At 45.3% G+C, this 19,931-nt stretch carries 19 protein-coding genes and 1 pseudogene (1 of these 20 running past the window's edge); 17 read left to right on the top strand and 3 right to left on the bottom strand.

Annotation, left to right across the window (positions count from 1 at the left end; genetic code table 11):
• The 3 genes and pseudogenes from A2048_02515 to A2048_02505 form a co-directional block, all read left to right on the top strand.
• Positions 1-977 (top strand): annotated as a pseudogene (locus A2048_02515) (pyruvate, phosphate dikinase) (it extends 1,720 nt beyond the left edge of the window).
• A gap of 92 nt (positions 978-1,069) precedes the next feature.
• A complete protein-coding gene (locus A2048_02510; GenBank protein OGP08927.1) occupies positions 1,070-2,218 on the top strand; it encodes a hypothetical protein in 1,149 nt (382 codons plus the stop codon).
• 111 nt (positions 2,219-2,329) lie between these two features.
• Positions 2,330-3,487: a hypothetical protein gene (locus A2048_02505; GenBank protein OGP08926.1), complete on the top strand. Its 1,158-nt coding sequence runs from the start codon at positions 2,330-2,332 to the stop codon at positions 3,485-3,487.
• 105 nt (positions 3,488-3,592) lie between these two features.
• Here A2048_02505 and A2048_02500 read toward each other — a convergent pair whose 3' ends face one another.
• Positions 3,593-4,843 (bottom strand): hypothetical protein, encoded by a 1,251-nt coding sequence (locus A2048_02500; protein ID OGP08925.1) that lies wholly within the window; start codon positions 4,841-4,843, stop codon positions 3,593-3,595.
• A 143-nt stretch (positions 4,844-4,986) separates the two neighbouring features.
• Between A2048_02500 and A2048_02495 the strand changes: the two genes are divergently transcribed.
• On the top strand, positions 4,987-5,775 hold the full coding sequence (locus A2048_02495) for a hypothetical protein (GenBank protein ID OGP08924.1): 789 nt from the start codon (positions 4,987-4,989) through the stop codon (positions 5,773-5,775).
• Here the strand turns inward: A2048_02495 and A2048_02490 are convergent.
• Positions 5,762-6,475: a hypothetical protein gene (locus A2048_02490; protein ID OGP08923.1), complete on the bottom strand. Its 714-nt coding sequence runs from the start codon at positions 6,473-6,475 to the stop codon at positions 5,762-5,764. The two genes, A2048_02495 and A2048_02490, sit on opposite strands and share 14 nt — an antisense overlap.
• Positions 6,476-6,621: 146 nt before the next feature.
• Between A2048_02490 and A2048_02485 the strand changes: the two genes are divergently transcribed.
• Positions 6,622-7,728 carry a hypothetical protein gene (locus A2048_02485; GenBank protein OGP08922.1) on the top strand — a complete coding sequence of 369 codons (1,107 nt, stop codon included), beginning with the start codon at positions 6,622-6,624 and terminating at the stop codon, positions 7,726-7,728.
• A 125-nt stretch (positions 7,729-7,853) separates the two neighbouring features.
• Positions 7,854-8,540 (top strand): hypothetical protein, encoded by a 687-nt coding sequence (locus A2048_02480; GenBank protein OGP08921.1) that lies wholly within the window; start codon positions 7,854-7,856, stop codon positions 8,538-8,540.
• Positions 8,541-8,582: 42 nt separating this feature from the next.
• On the opposite strand, the gene aspA is transcribed toward A2048_02480, so the two are convergent.
• Positions 8,583-9,971, bottom strand: coding sequence for an aspartate ammonia-lyase (gene aspA, locus A2048_02475; protein OGP08920.1), 1,389 nt, complete (start codon positions 9,969-9,971; stop codon positions 8,583-8,585).
• A 56-nt stretch (positions 9,972-10,027) separates the two neighbouring features.
• Between aspA and A2048_02470 the strand changes: the two genes are divergently transcribed.
• The 11 genes from A2048_02470 (at position 10,028) to A2048_02420 (ending at position 19,929) form a co-directional block, all read left to right on the top strand.
• On the top strand, positions 10,028-10,687 hold the full coding sequence (locus A2048_02470) for an endonuclease III (GenBank protein OGP08919.1): 660 nt from the start codon (positions 10,028-10,030) through the stop codon (positions 10,685-10,687).
• Positions 10,688-10,982: 295 nt separating this feature from the next.
• Complete coding sequence (locus tag A2048_02465; GenBank protein OGP08918.1) at positions 10,983-13,328, top strand: hypothetical protein; 2,346 nt, start codon at positions 10,983-10,985, stop codon at positions 13,326-13,328.
• 93 nt (positions 13,329-13,421) lie between these two features.
• Positions 13,422-13,613, top strand: a complete 192-nt coding sequence (locus A2048_02460; GenBank protein OGP08917.1) for a hypothetical protein — start codon at positions 13,422-13,424, stop codon at positions 13,611-13,613.
• 98 nt (positions 13,614-13,711) lie between these two features.
• Complete coding sequence (locus A2048_02455) at positions 13,712-14,005, top strand: hypothetical protein (GenBank protein OGP08916.1); 294 nt, start codon at positions 13,712-13,714, stop codon at positions 14,003-14,005.
• Positions 13,989-14,249, top strand: coding sequence for a hypothetical protein (locus tag A2048_02450; protein ID OGP08915.1), 261 nt, complete (start codon positions 13,989-13,991; stop codon positions 14,247-14,249). The genes A2048_02455 and A2048_02450 overlap by 17 nt, the downstream gene beginning before the upstream one ends.
• Before the next feature lie 65 nt (positions 14,250-14,314).
• The gene (locus tag A2048_02445) at positions 14,315-15,472 is read left to right on the top strand and encodes a hypothetical protein (protein OGP08914.1); all 1,158 of its coding nucleotides are present in this window, start codon (positions 14,315-14,317) and stop codon (positions 15,470-15,472) included.
• 146 nt (positions 15,473-15,618) lie between these two features.
• Positions 15,619-16,134 carry a hypothetical protein gene (locus A2048_02440; protein ID OGP08913.1) on the top strand — a complete coding sequence of 172 codons (516 nt, stop codon included), beginning with the start codon at positions 15,619-15,621 and terminating at the stop codon, positions 16,132-16,134.
• 78 nt (positions 16,135-16,212) lie between these two features.
• A complete protein-coding gene (locus tag A2048_02435; protein OGP08954.1) occupies positions 16,213-18,039 on the top strand; it encodes an ATP-dependent DNA helicase RecQ in 1,827 nt (608 codons plus the stop codon).
• Positions 18,040-18,320: 281 nt separating this feature from the next.
• Positions 18,321-18,785 (top strand): hypothetical protein, encoded by a 465-nt coding sequence (locus A2048_02430; GenBank protein OGP08912.1) that lies wholly within the window; start codon positions 18,321-18,323, stop codon positions 18,783-18,785.
• A 255-nt stretch (positions 18,786-19,040) separates the two neighbouring features.
• Complete coding sequence (locus A2048_02425; GenBank protein ID OGP08911.1) at positions 19,041-19,226, top strand: hypothetical protein; 186 nt, start codon at positions 19,041-19,043, stop codon at positions 19,224-19,226.
• A gap of 7 nt (positions 19,227-19,233) precedes the next feature.
• Positions 19,234-19,929, top strand: coding sequence for a dethiobiotin synthase (locus A2048_02420; protein OGP08910.1), 696 nt, complete (start codon positions 19,234-19,236; stop codon positions 19,927-19,929).
• Positions 19,930-19,931: the final 2 nt, after the last annotated feature.

Genomic DNA, 19,931 nt, shown 5'->3' with positions numbered 1-19,931 from the left:
CCCGTGATTTTGGAGCCGAAGGCATTGGGCTTTGCCGCACCGAGCACATGTTTTTTGAAGCCGAACGTATTGAAGCCGTGCGTGAAATGATCTTGGCGGAAACGCGGGAGGCACGCGAAAAACCGCTGGCCAGAATTCTCCCCATGCAAAAGGGTGATTTTAAGGGCATCTTCCGTGAAATGAAGGGCTTGCCGGTTACCATCCGCCTTTTAGACCCCCCTCTTCATGAATTCCTGCCCCATACCGACGAAGAAATTTCGGCCCTGGCCCAAAGAATGGGACTTTCTGCCGAAATCTTGAAACGTAAAAATGATTCACTCAAAGAATTCAACCCCATGCTGGGCCACCGTGGTTGTCGTTTGGGAATCACCTTCCCTGAAATTTATGACATGCAGGTACGCGCCATCATGGAAGCCGCCTGCGAGCTGGTGAAGGAAGAAAAATTCAAAATCATCCCCGAAATCATGATTCCTTTGGTCGGGCACGTCAATGAATTGAAGTTGATGAGAAAAAATGCCGAAACCGTCTGCCAACAGGTCATGAAGGAAAAAGGCGTAAAGATAAAATACCTCATCGGCACCATGATCGAGCTCCCTCGTGCGGCCATCACAGCCCATGAAATTGCTGAATATGCCGACTTCTTCAGCTATGGCACAAATGACCTGACTCAAACAACGTATGGTTTATCCCGTGATGATGCCAGCAAGTTCTTGCCTTTTTATGTAGACCACCACATTCTCGACATCGATCCATTTGTTTCGCTTGATCAAAATGGAGTCGGGGAACTTGTCCGCATGGGGCTTGAAAAAGGCCGCAAGGTTAAAAAAGATTTGAAACTGGGCCTTTGTGGCGAGCATGGTGGCGACCCCGAATCGGTCAAATTTTGCCATCGCATCGGGCTTGATTATGTCAGCTGTTCCCCTTACCGTGTTCCCATTGCACGCCTGGCAGCAGCCCACGCGGCGTTGGAAAAATAATTATATGGTTCGACGTAGCTTACCATATCCATGTAAGGGCAATTCATGAATTGCCCTTACATATACAAGCTTGTCGAAGGGTGATTGATTCAATGACTCTTAAAAAAACAATTTTTCTTTTTTTATTGTGCACCTCCTGCGCTTCCAATCAGAATATTTTCCCCGATTTGCCCACAGCGCTTGACAGTGCCCACATTGCCCTTCCAAATCCTATTAGTGTTGTTGCCGATACCGCCAATGAACAGATTATTCTTGTCAACTCCAACGTTGATTTCTTTTACGAAAACGGTTCCATCATCACCATTTCGGTGGATGCCACCGACCCGAATGCCCCTGTTCTTACGGCAACCGATCTTGTCACAACGCCCCGCTATGCAGGCACTGCCGCCTTTGACGGTGCAGCTTCCTTGTATGTCCCTTTTCGTGAAAACGATCAATTAATCAAATACACCGTCGGGACCGGGACCATTGACCAGACAGCCACGGGAACCGTTGGGAAAAACCCTTTTGGAACCGCTGTTCATAACGGGGAAGTTCTTGTGGTCAGCGACAAAGAGCTTAACATTTTGGACACCGACCTAAACAGCCTGACCGATATCGATTTAACAAGCGCTTCTGATTCTGGTGTTCGCAAAGCCAGCACAAAATATGTCGAAAACATTGCGGTCGATACCACCAATGACAGAGCTTTCATTTCAAACCGTAAAGGAAAAATTATTATCGTCGATTTGGACACCAACACGCTCACCCATGTTGTCAGTGATTCAACCCCCAATCCCGGTGGCACTCAGGAACCTTTAAACACCCGCGGGATTCTTTTTGACGACCATTTCATTTATTCAACCGATGGCAGTCCCCCTTCTGTTTTTGTTTTTGATGCCGATTTGGTCGATGACGCCGACCCCCTGGAAATTGATGATGCCGATATTCTGGTAAAATTGATCGACGTTGAATTAAACCCCAATGGGATTGTCATTAACACGAATACGAACCGGGCCTTTGTGGCTAATTCGTCCGACAAATCCATTTCGGTCATTGACTTGACTTTGCTTGAAGAAATCCAGCGCATTTCTTTAAAAGAAGCGGATACGGGTTTTGAAACAGGCTCCCAGCCGTTTGCCCTGGCCACGGGTGCTTTTAATGGGGGAGCGACCGAGCTCGTTTTAGTAGCCAATATTGATTCCAATAACATTACTGTAATCAATGCCGGCACATTGCAGGTCGTGGCGTCGTTCCCATGATTTCAAATCTCCCCTCCCTTGAGGGGAGGGGACTAAGGGGAGGGTGCCAATTGAAACCACCCTCTCCCTAACCCTCTCCCCTCAAGGGAGAGGGAATAGGATAAAAATTTTATGTTTCGAATTCTCATTATTTTTTCAATTTTATTTTCTTCCCTTTCCTGCAGCTCGTCCCAAGTGAGCAACAGATACAACCAGCCCGTATTGGTGGCCGTTGATTCAACCAATAACCGCCTTTTCATTCTGGAAAAAGAAGGCCGCCTGTTTGCCCTAAGCGCCTCTTCACGTTCAACCCTTGTCAATTCTCCTTTAGTCAACAAGCACCGCAATGAAACCATTTATGACTTGTTGCCATCGGTTCCCACCCATGTGGCCGTTGTCACCGTGGGAGGCACCTCCCGGCTCTTTATTTCCGGATTGTTGGCCAATGATGATGGGGACCTTGTTTCCAACCGCATTCTTGTTCTTGATTTTGATGGCACCACCATCACGGAAGCCTCGTTTTCGCCCATTATAGTGGGCGCCGGAGAGACCAATGTTTTAGGCGGGCTGGAAGCTGACAACACCAATTTGCGCGTGTATGTCACCGACACCACGGGGGAGGATCTTTATTTCTTTAATGCCGAAGATGGCACAGAGGACAATACTTCCATTGCCATTTTAGGGGCCCCTAATGAAATGAGCCTGAATGGAAACCGTTTATATGTGGCCAATAGTTCTACAGATGCCGCCGAACAACTCATCACCGTTGTCAATGTGGTCAGCTTTGCCACATCAACGATTGATTTGGATGTGCCCACGGACGATATCAGCGTTATTACCAACAGTAATCTTGATGAGGACAATAATAAAGTAATGCTGGTTAAACAATCAAACCTTCAAAGAGTTTTGGTACATAAGGTAGCCGCCACCTTCGATTCATCGACTGCAATTCCTGTACCTGAAAGCAATAACACAGCCGATGACGGTGAAATCAACAGCACCAACAGCATTTCTTCAGCCATTGGGTCCGTGCTTGTCACAAAAACCTCGGACGGAACCCTTTATGGTTATGTCCCGCAATCGGATGGTTATGTTTCTCTTTTGACCATTCAAGCAGACCTCACCACCTTTGTTGCCGACGAGCTTTTTACTTCGGCTGAGGCTTTTCAAAATATCGATGTCTATACCGATGGTAGTGGCAATGGAGATACCATCTATACTCCTGCATCAGCCACCGGTGATTTGGGTTATTCGAAGGTGGGAAACGACAGCATCAGTATTCAATTTTAGTATTGGTCGATCCCTGAGCGGAGTGGTCCCCGAGCGGAGTCGAGGGGTCGAAGGGAGCGGCATTTCGACTCCGCTCAATGACCGCTTAAAGATCGGTGACCAGCTTTAAAACACCGCCCACTCTGGCCCAAGGTCGGCTGCATGAGTGGAAATGACATACACAAGGGCTTTCACGTCATCGACAAAGGTGAGTTCTTCGGTCCCATCTTCAAAGAAAACCTGATGCACATCGTCTTTGACTGCTTCCCAATCAATGCCCGAATCGCTGGAATAGGTGTAGGAGAGAAGATCGATGATGAAATCCACCTCGTCTTCGGTGTAGGTGGCACTGTCGGTGAGTTCCCCTTCTTCGTATTCACGGCAATAATCCAAAACCGAGGGGACATAATCCTGGGTTTCTTCACGCATTTCATTTAGAAAATCATTGCCAGCATCACCAATGGCCTGGCGCGCCCGCGTAATACCTCCATTATAGGCCGCCGCCTGCCAAGAACTTTTTCCATCTTTGGTCTGGAAAAGATCCCTTAATTCATCGCGTAAACTTGAATAATTTTCATAAACAAAATACGGCTGCCAATGGAAATAAAGGCCCGCGGCAATAATGCCAAAATTAAAATTGGCCACACTTGAAATGGAAACACCCTCGATTTCATGCGCGGAAGGGTCCAATGTCAACCGGTACTGCTCGCTTGCGGGTTCGCTTCCAAAATAAGTGAGCTCATCAATGAACACATCATCGGGGTAATAGGTGCCTGACCGGTCGGTCCAAAACCAGCTTGCCACACGGTCGGAATAACTTTCATCTAACTGAGCCTGGCCAAAGGTATTGGTAATCTGAAAACAACCTTCCCCATGGCTTGCAGACACAGCGGAACAATTGCCCGCCGACTCTTGCGACAAAATACCCATCAAAAAATAAGGATTGATCTGGTGGCGCACCGATTCCCACGCCAGAAAAAACAAATCCTCTTTTGAAAACAGAAGACGCAGTCCATTGATCGAACCATCCACGCGGTTTAAAACAAAAGTCGAGGTAAGATTGGGGTCATAATCGTAATTACAGCCTGTAGCATCCAAAAGATCCTGCCCCGAGGTATATAAATAATTTCCCGAAAGCGGAGCATAGGAAGGCTCGCAGATATCGTTATCCACGCAAAGGGCTTTTAGATCGGCAGAGGCATACACATTCCGAGAGCCCGCGGAAGGATTACCTCCGATATTACGCACAGTTTCATGACCGTTATCATCATCCCCATTTCCACCAAAACCAGGCACTTTAAATAAAGATGACAAAGAAGGTGTCGATTGACAGGAAACTAAAAAAATGGAAACGAGAAGAAATAATATTCGAAACATTTGATAACGTGTAGGGGCAAACCCATACCTCTTGTTCCCACGCTCCAGCGTGGGGACACAAGTTTTCGACGCTAGAGCGTCGCCTTTTACGTTCCCACGCTGGAGCGTGGGAACAAGATTTATGCATTCTAGGTTATTTCTTCATGAATGATCAACCTCTCAAAATTTATTTTCAAACAGATCTTGTGCCCCTTGTTTTTAAAGGTGAAAAAGCCTGTTCGCTTTTAAATGGACAACTCACCAACGACATCAAAAATTTGAAAACGGGTGAGACAAATTACAATCTCCTCCTCACCATCAAAGGAAAAGTCGTGGCAGATATGCATGTCCTTCGGAACGAAGATGACTTTGAAGTATGGGTACCCCGAATTTTCGTGGAAAAAGTCCTGGATCACTTTAAGAGATTAGCTCCCCTGTCGAAAGTTGAAATTATCCGTCCTCCAGGGGACGGGAAAAATCCCCCTCGGTCCCCCTTTTCTAAAGGGGGATGCCTCGAATCCGAACGCATCGAAAACGGCATTCCCAAAGTGGGCGTGGATGTCACCGAGGAAAATCTCCCCCAAGAAGGAAAATTAGACCATGCTTTAAGCTTCACTAAAGGCTGCTATCTAGGCCAAGAAATCATCGCGAGGCTTCATTACAAGGGGCATGTGAATAAGATTTTGGAATTGTTAGTCATCGAAGGGAAAGAAGTGCCGGAACCCGGAACTCTCATCATGAAGGATGAACAAATTGTGGGCAAAGTGACCTCGTCGACTTTTTCAACAAAATATCAAAAACCAATTTGTCTGGGGTATGTGCCGTATAAGATGAAGGAAGCGGGAACGGTGTTTGAAATTGGTGGAAAGATGGCGAGAATTCTTGAACGTCACCCCGGCCCTTCGACTACGCTCAGGGACCTCTCTTTAAATAATCCCGTTACCGGTTCCTGAGCGGAGTCGAAGGACCGGTCCCAGCATCATTCGCCATTTTTTTCCACCTCAAAATCGGCCATTTTTTCTCTAACGCTATTTTTTCCAATTTTCGCTTCGGATTCACCACGCGTGGGTGCCCAATCTGGTATAAAAGCGCAACATCCCGCCAATGGTCGGTATAAAAATAACAATCTTTAAGGTCCACTTGGTGTTTTTTAGCGGCTTTGATTGCATAATGGACCTTGTTGGTCCCATAACATAAGGGTAAACACAGGCGATTGGATAAAATCCCGTTTTCTATTTCCGGCCCCATGCAATAGACATCGTCCACTTTTAATTCATCCATCAGAATTTTCATTGTCATGTAGGGCGCACTGGTGAGTAAAATAATTTTATGCCCTTCATTCCGATGATGTTCAATTTGATTGATGGCCTCGGAATAGATAAGGTGTTTGAGATCGCGATCATAGGTTTCACGCCCCACTTTAAAAAGTTCTTCAAGGGACAACCCCACCAAATCAGCAATGGCATTTTTGTAAACTTTTTGGACATCGGGGTCGTGAAAAATTGAGATAAGCGAATAACCAACGGCCTGAATCAGGCGGCGCTTTTTCATATACCCACGGCGCACCAAACGCAAAGTGGTGTAATACCCCGAATTGCACGGCATCAGGGTGTGATCGACGTCAAAAAAAGCAATGGAGTGTGATGAAACCATATTCCGTAGGGACAATCCTAGGATTGTCCCTATTTTTCTCATATCATGGGGAATAAGTGAGTCAAAGATCCGTATTAAAAATATTTTTTATTTTGATGAAATTTTAAGCAACTTTCTGGCAAGGAAATCGATATGTACGTAAAAATATGCCAATACCATTTTTAGCCCCTAGAGCCCTGCCTCACAGAGCAACCCCCACCCAAATTGTTGGGCAATACAGAAGTGTGCTTCGTCGCGCCATGCCCCGGGTGGATGTGGATCAATTCCATATCCATTCCAACCCTCTCCCCATCGAACGCCAAGCGCATGGGGCTTTGAAGAGTTTGCGGCCTGATTCCCCTTGGACGGGCTCAACCAATGTCATTACCATCAGCCCGCCCACCCCACGCCGAGTCATTGCCATTGAGGACGGAAACAACGGAAGCTTTGCAACAGCCGCGGTGGGTCTTTTGCCTCCCATTCTCTTGAATACGGCAGGGGACCAAATCGGCGATACGGCCGTCATCTATCACGAAAATCTAGGCCACGCCCCCCATGTGGACCCCATTACCTCTGTGGAAGACATGTTTGATGCCTTCGTTACCTTTTATTACCGAGGATTTCGGGAAGCTTTTGAAGCCCTCCCCTTCCTCAGCGGCCTTCCCATCCACGAACTTGGGTTTAGTCGAGGAGCGGGATTTATGGTTTATGCCCACGACCTTATGATGACAGAATCCGGTCCCCATGCGATCTGGACATCCGAAGAAAATCACACCGAGATTGCCACCTCCACCCTCATCAGCCCTGCCATTCGGATGAATCGTTTTATGGAATGGGCCTCCCTCTTCAGCTTTTTCTTTTATTTGATCCCCCCCAAATGGATCTTCCCTCCCGGCATTGACAAAGAAAGCACCGAGGGCCGGTTGATTCAAGAATTCACGCGAGAAGGGATACGTTCCACCCATATGGGACGGATATTTGCCAGGGACTTTTGCGGTTTTGTGAAGGGAATGGCACAAAAAATCCGAGGCTTGAACATGACGGACGCCGATGAACATGCGCTGCCTTATCCACCCACTCTCTTGGCCGTGTCCCCCGAAGGAGATGGATGGATCGACATGGATGAAGCCATGAGGCACTGGAATGAATCTCTCAACGAAAACCCACAGCATGTGCTTTACAGATTTCAGGGACACCATAATCCCTTTGGAAACGATGAGGGAAGGATACTCATGAGGCGTGTAAGGCAATTTTGGGAACGTCACGAAGGTTGATCGAGAAATGTTCTCGTGGACTCATCGCTCGTAATACGGGGTTCACGAGTAAATGGCGTAATTAAAAAAATGGACATGGTGAGCTCCGTTCCGCAAACGGAATCCCGCTACGCGGTGATCGAACCATGATTTGGCATCACGCCATTGATGGTTCGACTGCAGTTCACCAAAATTATCGAAAGGACTTTTTTATGGGAACTATGACCAATCTTTTACAAAGACTTGATAAATTGGATGGAGCAATCGACGGAAAATATTCAAATATTCCTCTTGGAGGGACGCGTGGGCATGTTTGTCAGGCTGAGGAAGATGTAAAAAAAGTATTGGCCGATAATAAAGCGGATCTCACTCAAGCCAAAACCGTTTCAGCAATGTATGGAAATCAACAACTCACTCCTTTTACTTGTGATGATTTCTCCAAAAAACTCAAATTTCTCGTGGATTTTTCAGAAAAAAACCCCGTAACAAAAATGTTTCAGAAAAAAATGGGGGGGCCAAAAACAAAAGTGACTGAAGCGGATGTTTATGCTTATTTTGCCGTGGATTACCTGATAGCCCTTTATTTAACCGATAATAGTAATGGTTTTACAGGCAATGAACCTTTAGCTCAGGCTTTAGCTACGTTGGGAGATGTTAACTTTTCCACTTATCATCAATTTATTGAAGAATTTAAATCAAACGGAATGGTCGAAGCAGCAAAAACCCCCGTTGTATTCAACAATAGTGCAAATGCCATTGCTGTTTTAAAAATGTTGAGCCAGCAATATAGTGTGGATGCAAGTGTGTTGGACGAAAAACCGGCAAAAAAATAACCCTATCCCGTAGGGACAATCCTAGGATTGTCCCTACTTACCCTACCTCGGCGACAACATTGTCTTTGGATCCAGATATTTTTCAATATCGGCATCTGAAAGAGTCTTTTCGGCCTTTAATAATTCCCGAATGGTTTTGTTTTCTTTAAAGGCTTTTTTGGAAAGGGCCGCTGCTTTGTCATAACCAATGACAGGATTCAGATTGGTGACAAGCGCCAGGCTTTTTTCCATGAGCTCGGTGCACCGTTCTTTGTTGGCAGCAATGCCCCTGATGCATTTATCAGCCAACATCACGCTGCCATTGGTCAAAAGCTCGATCGACTCAAATAAATTCCCTGCAATCACGGGCATCATGACGTTTAACTCGAAATTGCCGTGCTGCGCGCCAATTTGCACTGCCAAATCATTTCCCTGCACCTGTGCTGAAATTTGCATGACCGATTCAGGAATGACCGGGTTTACCTTGCCGGGCATAATGGAAGAACCGGGTTGAAGTTCGGGCAGATAAATTTCGGTAATGGCACAGCGAGGGCCGGAAGAAAGCCAACGGATATCATTGGCAATCTTCATCAATGAAACAGCAATGGTCTTTAAAGCCCCACTGGCAAAGACACAGGCGTCTTTGGCAGCTTGGGCTTCAAAATGATTTTCGGCCTCGGTGAATTTTAAGCCTGTTTGTTTGGTCAGATTTTCACACACTTTTTTGGAAAACTCAGGGTGCGTATTAATTCCCGTACCCACAGCGGTTCCCCCAATGGGAAGCTCCAAAAGCCCTTCAAGGGCATGGGCCAGGCGTTTAAAGCTGTGCTCAATTTGTGAAGCATAACCTGAAAATTCCTGCCCCAAAGTCACAGGGGTTGCATCCTGTAAATGGGTCCGCCCGATTTTGACCACATCCTTAAATTCTTTAGCTTTATCACCAAGCGCTTTATGCAGTTCTTTGAGCGCGGGAATAAGCCCCTTTGCCATGCCCAGAGCCGCTCCCACATGGATGGTCGTGGGAATAACATCATTGGATGACTGCCCCATGTTGACATGGTCATTGGGATGCACCGGTTTTTTGGAGCCCACCATCCCGCCCAAAGAGGGATTTGCCAGGTTCGAAATAACCTCATTGGCATTCATGTTGGTGGAAGTGCCGGAACCGGTTTGATAAATGTCCAATATGAAGTGGGTATCGTGTTTTCCTTCGGCGACTTCGAGGGATTTTTCGGCAATGGCTTTGGAAAGCTTGGCGTCTAAGCGCCCCAAGGAACAATTGGCCTCGGCCGCCGCCCATTTGACAAGGCCCAGCGCTTTGATAAACCCCCGGTCAAACCGGCGTTTTGAAACATGGAAATTATCCACCGCGCGCTGTGTTGAGGCGCCATATAAAAATTGTTCAGGAATTTGAACTTCCCCCATGGAATCGGATTCGGTGCGTGTTTTCATAATATCCTTTCCTTTTAAAATGGTTCAAATAAAGACGGCCCTACGGATACAAAACAATGGATATTTCCACAATAGAAAAAACCCTGATTATTCTCAGGAAAAAAATCAAGCAATGGAAGGTCCCCGTCGTGGGCGTGATTGCCGAGAATGCCGTTGATCGGCCGTTTGAAACTTTGATCAGCACCATCTTGTCGCTGCGCACAAAGGATGCCGTGACCATGGCCGCTTCCCTCCGGTTATTTGAAAAAGCCAAAACGCCGCAAGAAATTCTGAAATTAAAACCGCAAGAAATTGAGAAACTCATCTACCCCGCCGGCTTCTACAAAACCAAGGCAAAGAGCATTTTGAAAACCTGTGCGATCTTGATGGAAAAATATGATGGAAAGGTCCCGCGTTCGATGGAGGAGCTGCTAGCCCTTCCCGGTGTCGGGCGGAAAACAGCCAATCTCGTTTTGACGGTGGGATTTAATGATTACGGCATCTGTGTGGATACTCACGTTCACCGCATTTCAAACCGCTGGGAATTCATCAAAACAAAAACACCGGACGAATCCGAAATGGCCCTTCGCCAAAAACTCCCCAAAAAACACTGGAAAACCTATAACGACATTCTGGTCACCTTCGGCCAAAACCTGTGTGTCCCTATTTCACCGTGGTGTTCTAAATGCCCGGTGAGAAAACATTGCCAAAGGATGGAAGTAAATAAATCGCGGTAGGGACAATCCTAGGATTGTCCCTACACCCAATCCCTTAAAATTTCCCGCAACTCTTCTTCCCATTTGCCGATGATAGTCAAACTACTATAGCAGTTTAACTTTTGATTCAGACCTTATCTTTCCCCCTTTAAAAAAGGGGGATTAAGGGGGATTTGTTTTCGTGCCCGCTTTGTTTATATCTCCCCCGATGCAGAAAAGAATACGGGTAAAATCTCCCTGTGTCCCCCTTTTTTAAAGGGGGATGCAGTGTAAATGTACACTACTAAAAAGTTAAAACCCCACTAGAAAAAAATTTATGGCAGGACCTACGTTTAACTTATTACGCCCGGGAGGGCTTGGGTTGACTCATGCGGGATACCATCCTGCCGGCAGTTTGCTCGCTTTTCCCCGAAGAAGCACACCCCAAAGACAAACCCACACTTCCACTTTTTTAACTGTAAACCCTGGCCACACTTTGGCTGGCTTGGCTGCACGCAACTCAACACCCGGCATAGCCACTTTAGAAGTCGAAAATCCCGCTCTTCCCGAAATCCCTGCCATAGACCCCTTCCATCATGGTGCCGCTCACATGGCCCGGCAAGCGGTGTATGATGGGAACGGAAATTTGGCGGGGTATGACGATGCCTCGGGTTATCGGATGGCGGGAAATGATGAGCTGGTTACGGGTGCCGGGGAAACAGTCACCTCCGGAACATCAACAAGAAAAAAAGTCACCATCGCCAAGGCTCTAGCTTGGACAGGGTTGGATGTGGCTTTTGAATCAGAATTAAAAGCTGAAAAAGCCAATCGTGTCCTTGCTATCAAGCAAAAGGAATTCATCGACAAAAGTCATGAGAATATTCTTGCCGGATTGCAATTCGTAACCCCGCGCCATGGTCAATTAAAAGATCCAGATCCCAATCAAAGGCCAAAAATACTTGTTTTAGGTGCAGGTCGCTGCAAAGAAATTCCGTTAAAAAAACTGATTGAGGCCGGTTACACTGTGATCTTATCCGATATAAACGATACTGCTCTCAAACAAGCCGTCAACGATCTTGACTTTAACTTAAGAAAATATGCCATTCGGGACGAAAGAGATTTTACTGGCGATCTGCTTTTAGAAATTATCCCTGAAATTGACGACATCATGGCTACAAGTTCTACCATCGAAGAAGCTGTGCAAAACTTGAGAACCCTTTTGGACAACTTTAGCCAAGAACGATTTGATGCCATGGATTTGATGGGCCCATGGAAAGATGCCGAATACGTTGTTTCGTCGATGGTCCTTACCCAATTCACCGAATCACTTGTTCACGCCATTGCCAACCGTTTAGCCAACCATTACGAAGTAACCGGAGGGCATCAGCAAGTTTCAACAACATACATGCAAGCAATCCTGCCCTCTATGTTTAATTTGAAAGTGCAGGGAATTAAAGCACATGTAAGAGCTCTGGCTAAATTTAATGGGCCGACATACTTGTCCTCAGATGTTTTTGTATCTTTTCCCCCTAGCATAAAGCTGTATGCCATCCTTTTAAAAACTTCAAATACGGCAGCACAAGCTTTAGCTGAAATTATTCCCGATGATCTCACCCTTCAACCCGTTCTTACCTTTGCCCCATGGACTTGGAGCCATCCAGAACGGATATCCAATATTCAAGGCATGGTCCTAGCCCCAAAGTCATCAACATCGCTTCAAGCCACAGCCCGCAAACGCGCCAGCTTTGATGAGATTAGAGATTGGATATACTTGGGAAAGTCTATTGATTACAAAAGAGCGGCGCAATTTTCACCCCAAGAAGGCCCCTTCATTCAAAAAAGTAAGGAAAATATTCTAGAAGCACTCGGCCAAGTAACCGCCTATCATGGGTTTCCAAGCCATGCTGACCCGGAGCGCCGCCCCAAAGTTCTGGTACTCGGTGCTGGTCATTGTCGCGAAATACCCATTGAGGAAATGGTTGCCGCTGGCTACACCGTCATTCTTAACGATGTTCAGTTAGAACCCATGCAATTAGCTCATCACAGACTTCCTGCTGAAATAAAACCATTTGTTCAATTAGATCATCGCGATTTCACGGGGGGACTTTTTCAGGAAGTTGTAGCTGAACTCATGAATATTTTTGATACAAGCACAACGGCAGAACAAACTGTACAAAGAATTTTGCAATATATATCTGAATTTAACTTATCCCGTTTGGCATCGCTGGGGCCTGTTTATGCAAAAGATAAAGTAGCTTTCGTTGTCTCATCGATGGTTCTCACCCAATTTGCTGCCATGTGTTTTCAACCAGTCATTGGACATCTTCAACGACGTTATCCCGAAACTCGTAATCCTTGGTTTGAGGTGGAATACTCAGTGGCATCGATCCCTCTCTTGAATGTTTTCAGATATCATGTCCAATTAGCCCATCTTCAACAAGTGGCACAAACCGGAGCTCTGAGTTATCTTTCATCTGAAGTGGTAACGGTAACTCCATCAACTACAGATCCTCAAGTTTTTAACCCACGAGGTGGGCCTGTTGAATATCTTTATGAAATAGTACCGGAAGATTCATCCAATCATTCTTCTTTAAAAATTATAAAAGCTTTTGATTCTATTGAATGGGAAAATTTAGGATATCACCGAGAAATTGATGGTCTTATTTTAGAACCACATCGTTAATTCAGAAATCTCTGGTTGGCTAGAATTATAAAGAAGGGGATGATGCCAAACCCTATCAGGAAAAAACACTTAAACTGGCATTAAAAGAAATTTATGGCGAAAAAGAAGAAAAAAAATAACCAATATCTCAAAATCGTCGAGTGGTCCGATGAAGACGGTTGTTATGTGGGCCGGGCACCGGGACTAATCTTGGGCGGGATCCAAACCCCTAACAACCGTCCACAAATCGGACTCCACCGTCTTTTTTTTGGACGCTTTTTACACTTCCACTGCGCCTCCTGCTGATATTTCAGCCACTTAATCCTGGCATCCAAATTGCTTTAGTCATTTTCGATGGGCAGGAACCACAGATTTTTAAATAGTTCTTGTCTATACATACTTATATGCATAAAATCATACATCACGATAGGGGCTATACTTTTGAGTGGCATATAAAAAAGGAGCTGGAAAGTATTAAAAAGCATGGCATCCCCTTTGGAAAAGCCATAGAGGTTTTTTCAGATCCGAAAATAATCCATGTCGAAGATGACAAACATTCTTCTGAAGAAAACAGACTTTATGCCATCGGTAAAACTCTAGAGGGGAAAATAATCACCGTGCGATACACTTTACGCGGCAGTACGATCAGGGTTTTCGGTGCAGCCTATTGGAGAAAATATTATGAAAAAAATACCTGACCCCAGTAAGATGAAAAGGATCAAGGGCCCTGTCCTCTCCAAAGAAGAACTGGCCCGGGCAAAAATCAGGATTACTACTAACCTGGACAAAGATGTCTTGGAAGCACTACGCGACATGGCGCTTCAAAGCGGAAATAAGTACCAAACAATCCTCAACCAGGCTTTAAGGGCATATCTTCTTCAAGAAAAAAACGGAATCTTGGAACGCATTACCCGTTTGGAGAAAGCCGTGTTTAAGTCTTAACTCCCATCAATTTAATGGAAACCTTTTCCCATAAGATACCGATAATAGTCGGGAGGATTTAAAATATGGGTGCCCCCGTTTTACACCATGATTTTGTGACAAGAAGCTTCAGCGTCTTTGGCTATACTTTTAAAGTTCGGGGAGAGGCGAAGTTCATGACCAATGATAATTTTCGCCTGCTCGAAGAATCCTTCGCCGAAGCTAGTGAATATTTGAAACTTTTGAGCCAAGGTATCTCCAAGGAACAACCTCTCTCCATTGTCTTGAGCGAACCATCCAGAATCGAACAGGAATGCCCTTTTTCCCAGGCCTATTATGAACCAGATGATAATACCGTGCATCTTTCGGGCGAGGACTTAACTCGTGAAATCGTCCTACACGAACTAAATCATGCCATCGATGATTTTACATATGTCGATCCTAACAACCCCAAGGATTTCGATGAGTATTACGCGTCGGAACGGCAACCGAATCACCCCATTTTATTGGATAAGAACCAGAACCTATGTCGGATCCCAGAGCTTCAGGAATTTCGTGATAAATTTGGGGCTGCATGCCGTATTTTGCGGGACGAAAAGCGCCTTCGTTATTTGAGGTCTCGTTTTCGTGATCATGGCCTACGGGACAGCTCTTATTGTATTAATCCGCAGGAATCCGTCGCTGTCGCAAATTACTATACCCATAACCAAACGATTACGAGAATCCGTGAAAAATTCTTAGCCGGCAATTGGGAAAAATTTGGAGACGCTTATATTGATGCAACTGATCTTTATGACCCAAAAATTTTCAATGAGGTTTTTGAAACGAGCGAGGAGTTCGCAGGGGCATTTGAAAAATTTAAAAATCTCCTTGAGTCCGAAATCCCTTCCGTCCGTGCTTTGGCAGCCAAAATGTTAGGGAATCTGGGGGTTCCTTCGGTCATTCCAAATTTAATCCGTCATTTGGATGATCCCGATGAATCAACTATGAAAGCTGCTATCGAGGCTCTAAGCTGTTTTACTGACCAAGCTTTTCAAATTGTGCCCTTATTCGTTCAAATAATAAAAAAAGGATATGATCCCTCTCACCCTTCTCGCCGGTCTTATATCACGCATGCCATTCGACATATGGCTTGGGTTGGCCTTCCTGATCCTATACTTTCTGAAATTTTAAACGATCCTGATCCTAAAATACATAGCCTGGCCCTCTTAATCATGAAGGATGGACGCATCAAAAAGTTTTAGATGGGTGTCGCGTCCCACCATCCACAAATCGAACTCCCACCGTCTCTTTTTTAGACGCTTTTACCTTCTATTTTCAATAAACCCTTGGAATTTCAGCTCCTGATAGATGGCATAACAATTGCTATTTACCGTTTAAGAGGGGTTTCATGGTAGCTATTGAAATAATTCCAGTGGGGCAGATTGAACAGACGATTCTTTGGATTCGTGGGCAAAAAGTAATGATTGATGCGGATTTGGCTCGAGTTTATGGCGTTTCCGCAAAAAGGCTTAGGGAGCAGTTAAGGCGTAATTTAGCCAGATTTCCGGAAGATTTCATGTTCCAATTGACTAAAGAGGAAACCAGTGAAGTCTCCGCAAATTGCGGACACCTCTCCTATTTTAAGTTTTCTCCCACCCAACCTTATGCGTTTACGGAACACGGGGCTATTATGTTAGCCGCTATTTTGAATAGTGACATTGCCGTCCAAGCAAGTGTACAAGTTGTTCGTGCTTTTGTGAGTCTGCGAGAGATCTTGGCAACCCACAAAGCTCTCGCTCGAAAGCTCATGGAACTTGAGAAAAAATACGACACCCAATTTAAAAGTGTTTTTGATACGATCCGAAAATTGATTGAAACACCTACTCCAAAAAGCAGGAAAATCGGATTTTTAAATCATCCGTGATGTCCAAAGAAAAAACTTAGATAGCTAAAAATGAATAAATCCCTTGTCTCCCATTTTGGTTCTGTTACATCCCCGTTCATGGTTGAGTCTTCTTTCCTTCTCTCCGCTTTAAAAAAACATTTTGGATTCTCCCATTTCAGGCCGTTGCAGGAAGAAATCATCAATGAAGTTTTAGATAATCGCGATGTCTTTGCGCTTCTTCCCACGGGCGGAGGCAAATCACTTTGCTTTCAACTTCCCGCGTTGATCAAACCGGGGCTTACTTTGGTCATTTCTCCCCTCATTGCCTTGATGAAGGACCAAGTGGATGCCCTTGTTGCCAGTGGCATTGCAGCCACCTTTCTGAACTCGTCGCTGGATGCGGAAGAATTCAGCAGACGATTGCGTGATGTGGAATCGGGGCACTACCGTCTTCTCTACATCGCACCAGAGCGGCTCATGCTCCCGCATTTTTTAGAAAGGGTAAAGAACTGGGACATTTCTTTGATCGCCATTGACGAAGCCCATTGCATCAGTGAATGGGGACACGATTTTAGGCCGGAATACCGGAAACTCTCAGAGCTTAAGAAATATTTCCCCAATATTCCCATCCTGGCCTTGACCGCCACCGCCACGGGGCGCGTGCATCAGGATATTTTAAGCCACCTTAAGCTTCAGAATCCTCGTACCTTCATCGCCAGCTTTAACCGGCCCAATTTAAATTATCGCGTCACTCCCAAAGACAAAGCGGCGGGCCAGGTGATTCAATTTGTGCGGGCCCGGCCCGGGCAAAGTGGCATTATTTACTGCCACAGCCGAAAAGGGACCGAAACCCTCTCGGAAAAATTAAGTGCCGTCGGCATTCGCGCCAAACCTTACCATGCAGGCCTCTCCCCCGAACTCCGAAGCCGGCATCAGGAACTTTTTTCACGGGATGAAATCCAGGTTGTTTGCGCCACGATTGCTTTTGGCATGGGCATCAACAAATCCAATGTCCGTTTTGTCATTCATGCCGATCTGCCAAAAAATGTGGAAGGTTACTACCAGGAAACAGGACGCGCCGGGCGCGATGGGCTTCCCTCGGAATGCCTCCTTCTTTTCAGTGCAGGGGATGTGGTCAAACAAAAGCGTTTCATTGATGAAAAAGAAGACCCCCAAGAACGGAAAATCGCCTGGGCTCAACTTCAGCAGATGGTCGACTATGCCGAAGGAGCAATCTGCCGCAGAAAAATCCTTCTCAATTATTTCGGAGAAAAGTTCGAAAAAGAAAATTGCGGTGGATGCGACAACTGCCTCTCCCCCAAGGCACAGGTAGATGGTACAATGGCTGCGCAAAAATTCCTCTCGTGCATCTACCGTATCCGCGAGAAAAACACCTTTGGGATGGGCTTGAACCACACAGTTGATATTTTAGTCGGCGCACAAAACGAAAAGATCTTCAAATTCACCCACCAAAACCTCTCCACCTACGGCATCGGGAAAGACATAAGCCGGAACTTATGGCTCTCCATCGGCCGTGAACTCATCCGCTTGGGGCTTGTCATTTGCAGGGACGATCAATTTGGAGCTTTGGAATTAAGCGAAAAAGGTCGGCTCATTTTAAGAGAACGCAAAACCGTGATGCTCTCGCAAACCCCAAAAACAAAAGTAGACCCCATCAAGCGAAACGAAGATAGCAGTTATGACGAAGAACTCTTCGAACGCTTGCGTGTTTTGAGAAAAGAATTAGCCGATGCGCAAGACGTCCCCGCCTATATCATTTTTTCAGACGCCACTCTACGCCAAATGGCCAGGGACCGCCCTACAGACCACGAGGCTTTCCTTCAGATTACCGGCGTCGGCACAAAAAAACTCGAAAGCTTCGGAAAAATTTTCCAAACGGCTATTCAAGAGCATCTGCAATCAGGATCACAATCGCTTAAATAATTTCCCGTATCATCCCCCTTTTCCGCCGAAGGACGGATCAGTCCTTTGGCTGAAAAAAAGGGGGGCAGGGGGATTTGATTCCGCACCCTCCCCGCATACTGAGGAACAAATGCGAAAGCGGATCCAAAAACAGGAACGGAAACAAATCCCCCTTAATCCCCCTTTTTTAAAGGGGGACATCATACACGGGAAAAAAACAGATAAAATCTTTTTGACAAGACGCAACAAATTCTGTTTAGGTTCGATAATATAAACAGAGGTGAGGGTTAGAGGATAAATTTATGAAAAAACTAAATAATTTCATTATATTAGGAATTTCCGCTTTTCTGATTTCCTGCAGCGGTTCGGCTGATAAAGTGGATACAAAACCGGGTGCTGGCGAAGAAAGGGATTTTAGTACCATTGCCGTCAATGGATCCATAAGCGAGGATGAATCTGGCAGATATGCACCCGATGAAGGCGTCGAAGGCTGTTTTGGAGATGAACCTGTTGATATCACCATGATTGTCACAGGAGACAAAATCACTAGGTTTAATATTACGGAAGAATTTGATGAATTACTGCTTAAGTTCAAAAAACGGAAACTCACATTCACTTTCCGTGAACACGAAAAAATTGTCTGCACACTCACTTTTGGGGGAGGCAAAGCCCAGGGTGAATGCACCGCCCCCGAAGATAAGACATGCCCTTTGGCCTACACAAAAACCCAGGGCGTATTGGGTAACATTCTTCCGGATGGCGTTTAAAAAATTTATTTCTACCTTCCAAAATTAAATACAAGTCAAAAAAATAACCATTTTTATTGATGTCATAAAATCCACTCTTGAATTTTTTTCAAAATTATTAGAAATCCACGCAACTTTTTTCTGTGTGTTACCGATAACGCAGACAGTCATATTATTTCATGCATCGGCGTGATGTGAGATTTCATCCATTGTTTGTGGATGAAAGGGGATGGAGGCTTTTATCATCAGGGAGAGTAGTTTTACGGGGTATAAGGTATGGTCAACAACGAAATTCTCGTTTTGCTAAAAAATATTTCTTCTCAATTGGAGCAAATCACCAAGAACCAGGGTGTCATTCTTTCCGAAATTGCCTTGCTTCGCAAGGCTCTCAAGGAATTTGACCTGCCCACATTGGTTGAATTGGAAAACAACATCTCCAAATGGGAACCTTTGCTCAATTAATTTTAGTTTGAAGCAAAACACTTTTTTCATCTGTGGTACGGACACAGGCGTTGGCAAAACACTTGTCACAGGCGCCCTGTGCCTTTATTTTTGCCACAAAAAAAAACCCATCGGGGCTTTCAAACCTTTGGAATCAGGATGCGCTAGCCGTTTGACTCCAAATCATATTCACCGAAACGATTCTTCTTTTCTGCAAAAATGTGCCGGCATGAAGGAACCCTTAGATGAAATCAATCTTTATTGGTTTAAAGAAGCTCTTACTCCCGCTTTGGCCGCAAAAAGAGCGGGAATTCAGATTTCATTTCCAAAAATAAAACAGGGCTTAAAAAATCTTCAAAAAAAGTACAAAACTGTTTTTGTTGAAGGGGCGGGCGGTTTGCTAGCGCCAATCAAGGGGCTTCAAACAAACCTTGATTTAATCAAATCCCTAAAACTCCCCGTGATTGTCGTCGCACGTCTTGGACTTGGCACCTTAAACCACACCTTGTTGACACTGGACGTCCTTAAAAGAAATAAAATCAAGGTGGCTGGAGTCATTTTAAACCAGACAAAATCTTCCTTAAGTTTAGCCGACAAAACAAACCCGGGCATTTTGAAACAATACAACGTTCCCCTCCTCGGCGTTTTCCCCTACATTCAAAAGAAAAATCCAAAATCCCTTTTAAAGGGAACAAAAAAATTAAAACTAGAAATTTTTAGATAGCG

The sequence above is a fragment of the Deltaproteobacteria bacterium GWA2_45_12 genome (assembly GCA_001797365.1).
GTDB lineage: Bacteria > UBA10199 > UBA10199 > UBA10199 > UBA10199 > UBA10199.
The sequence above is the reverse complement of the archived record's forward strand: the minus strand, read 5'-3'. Positions and strand labels throughout refer to the sequence as shown.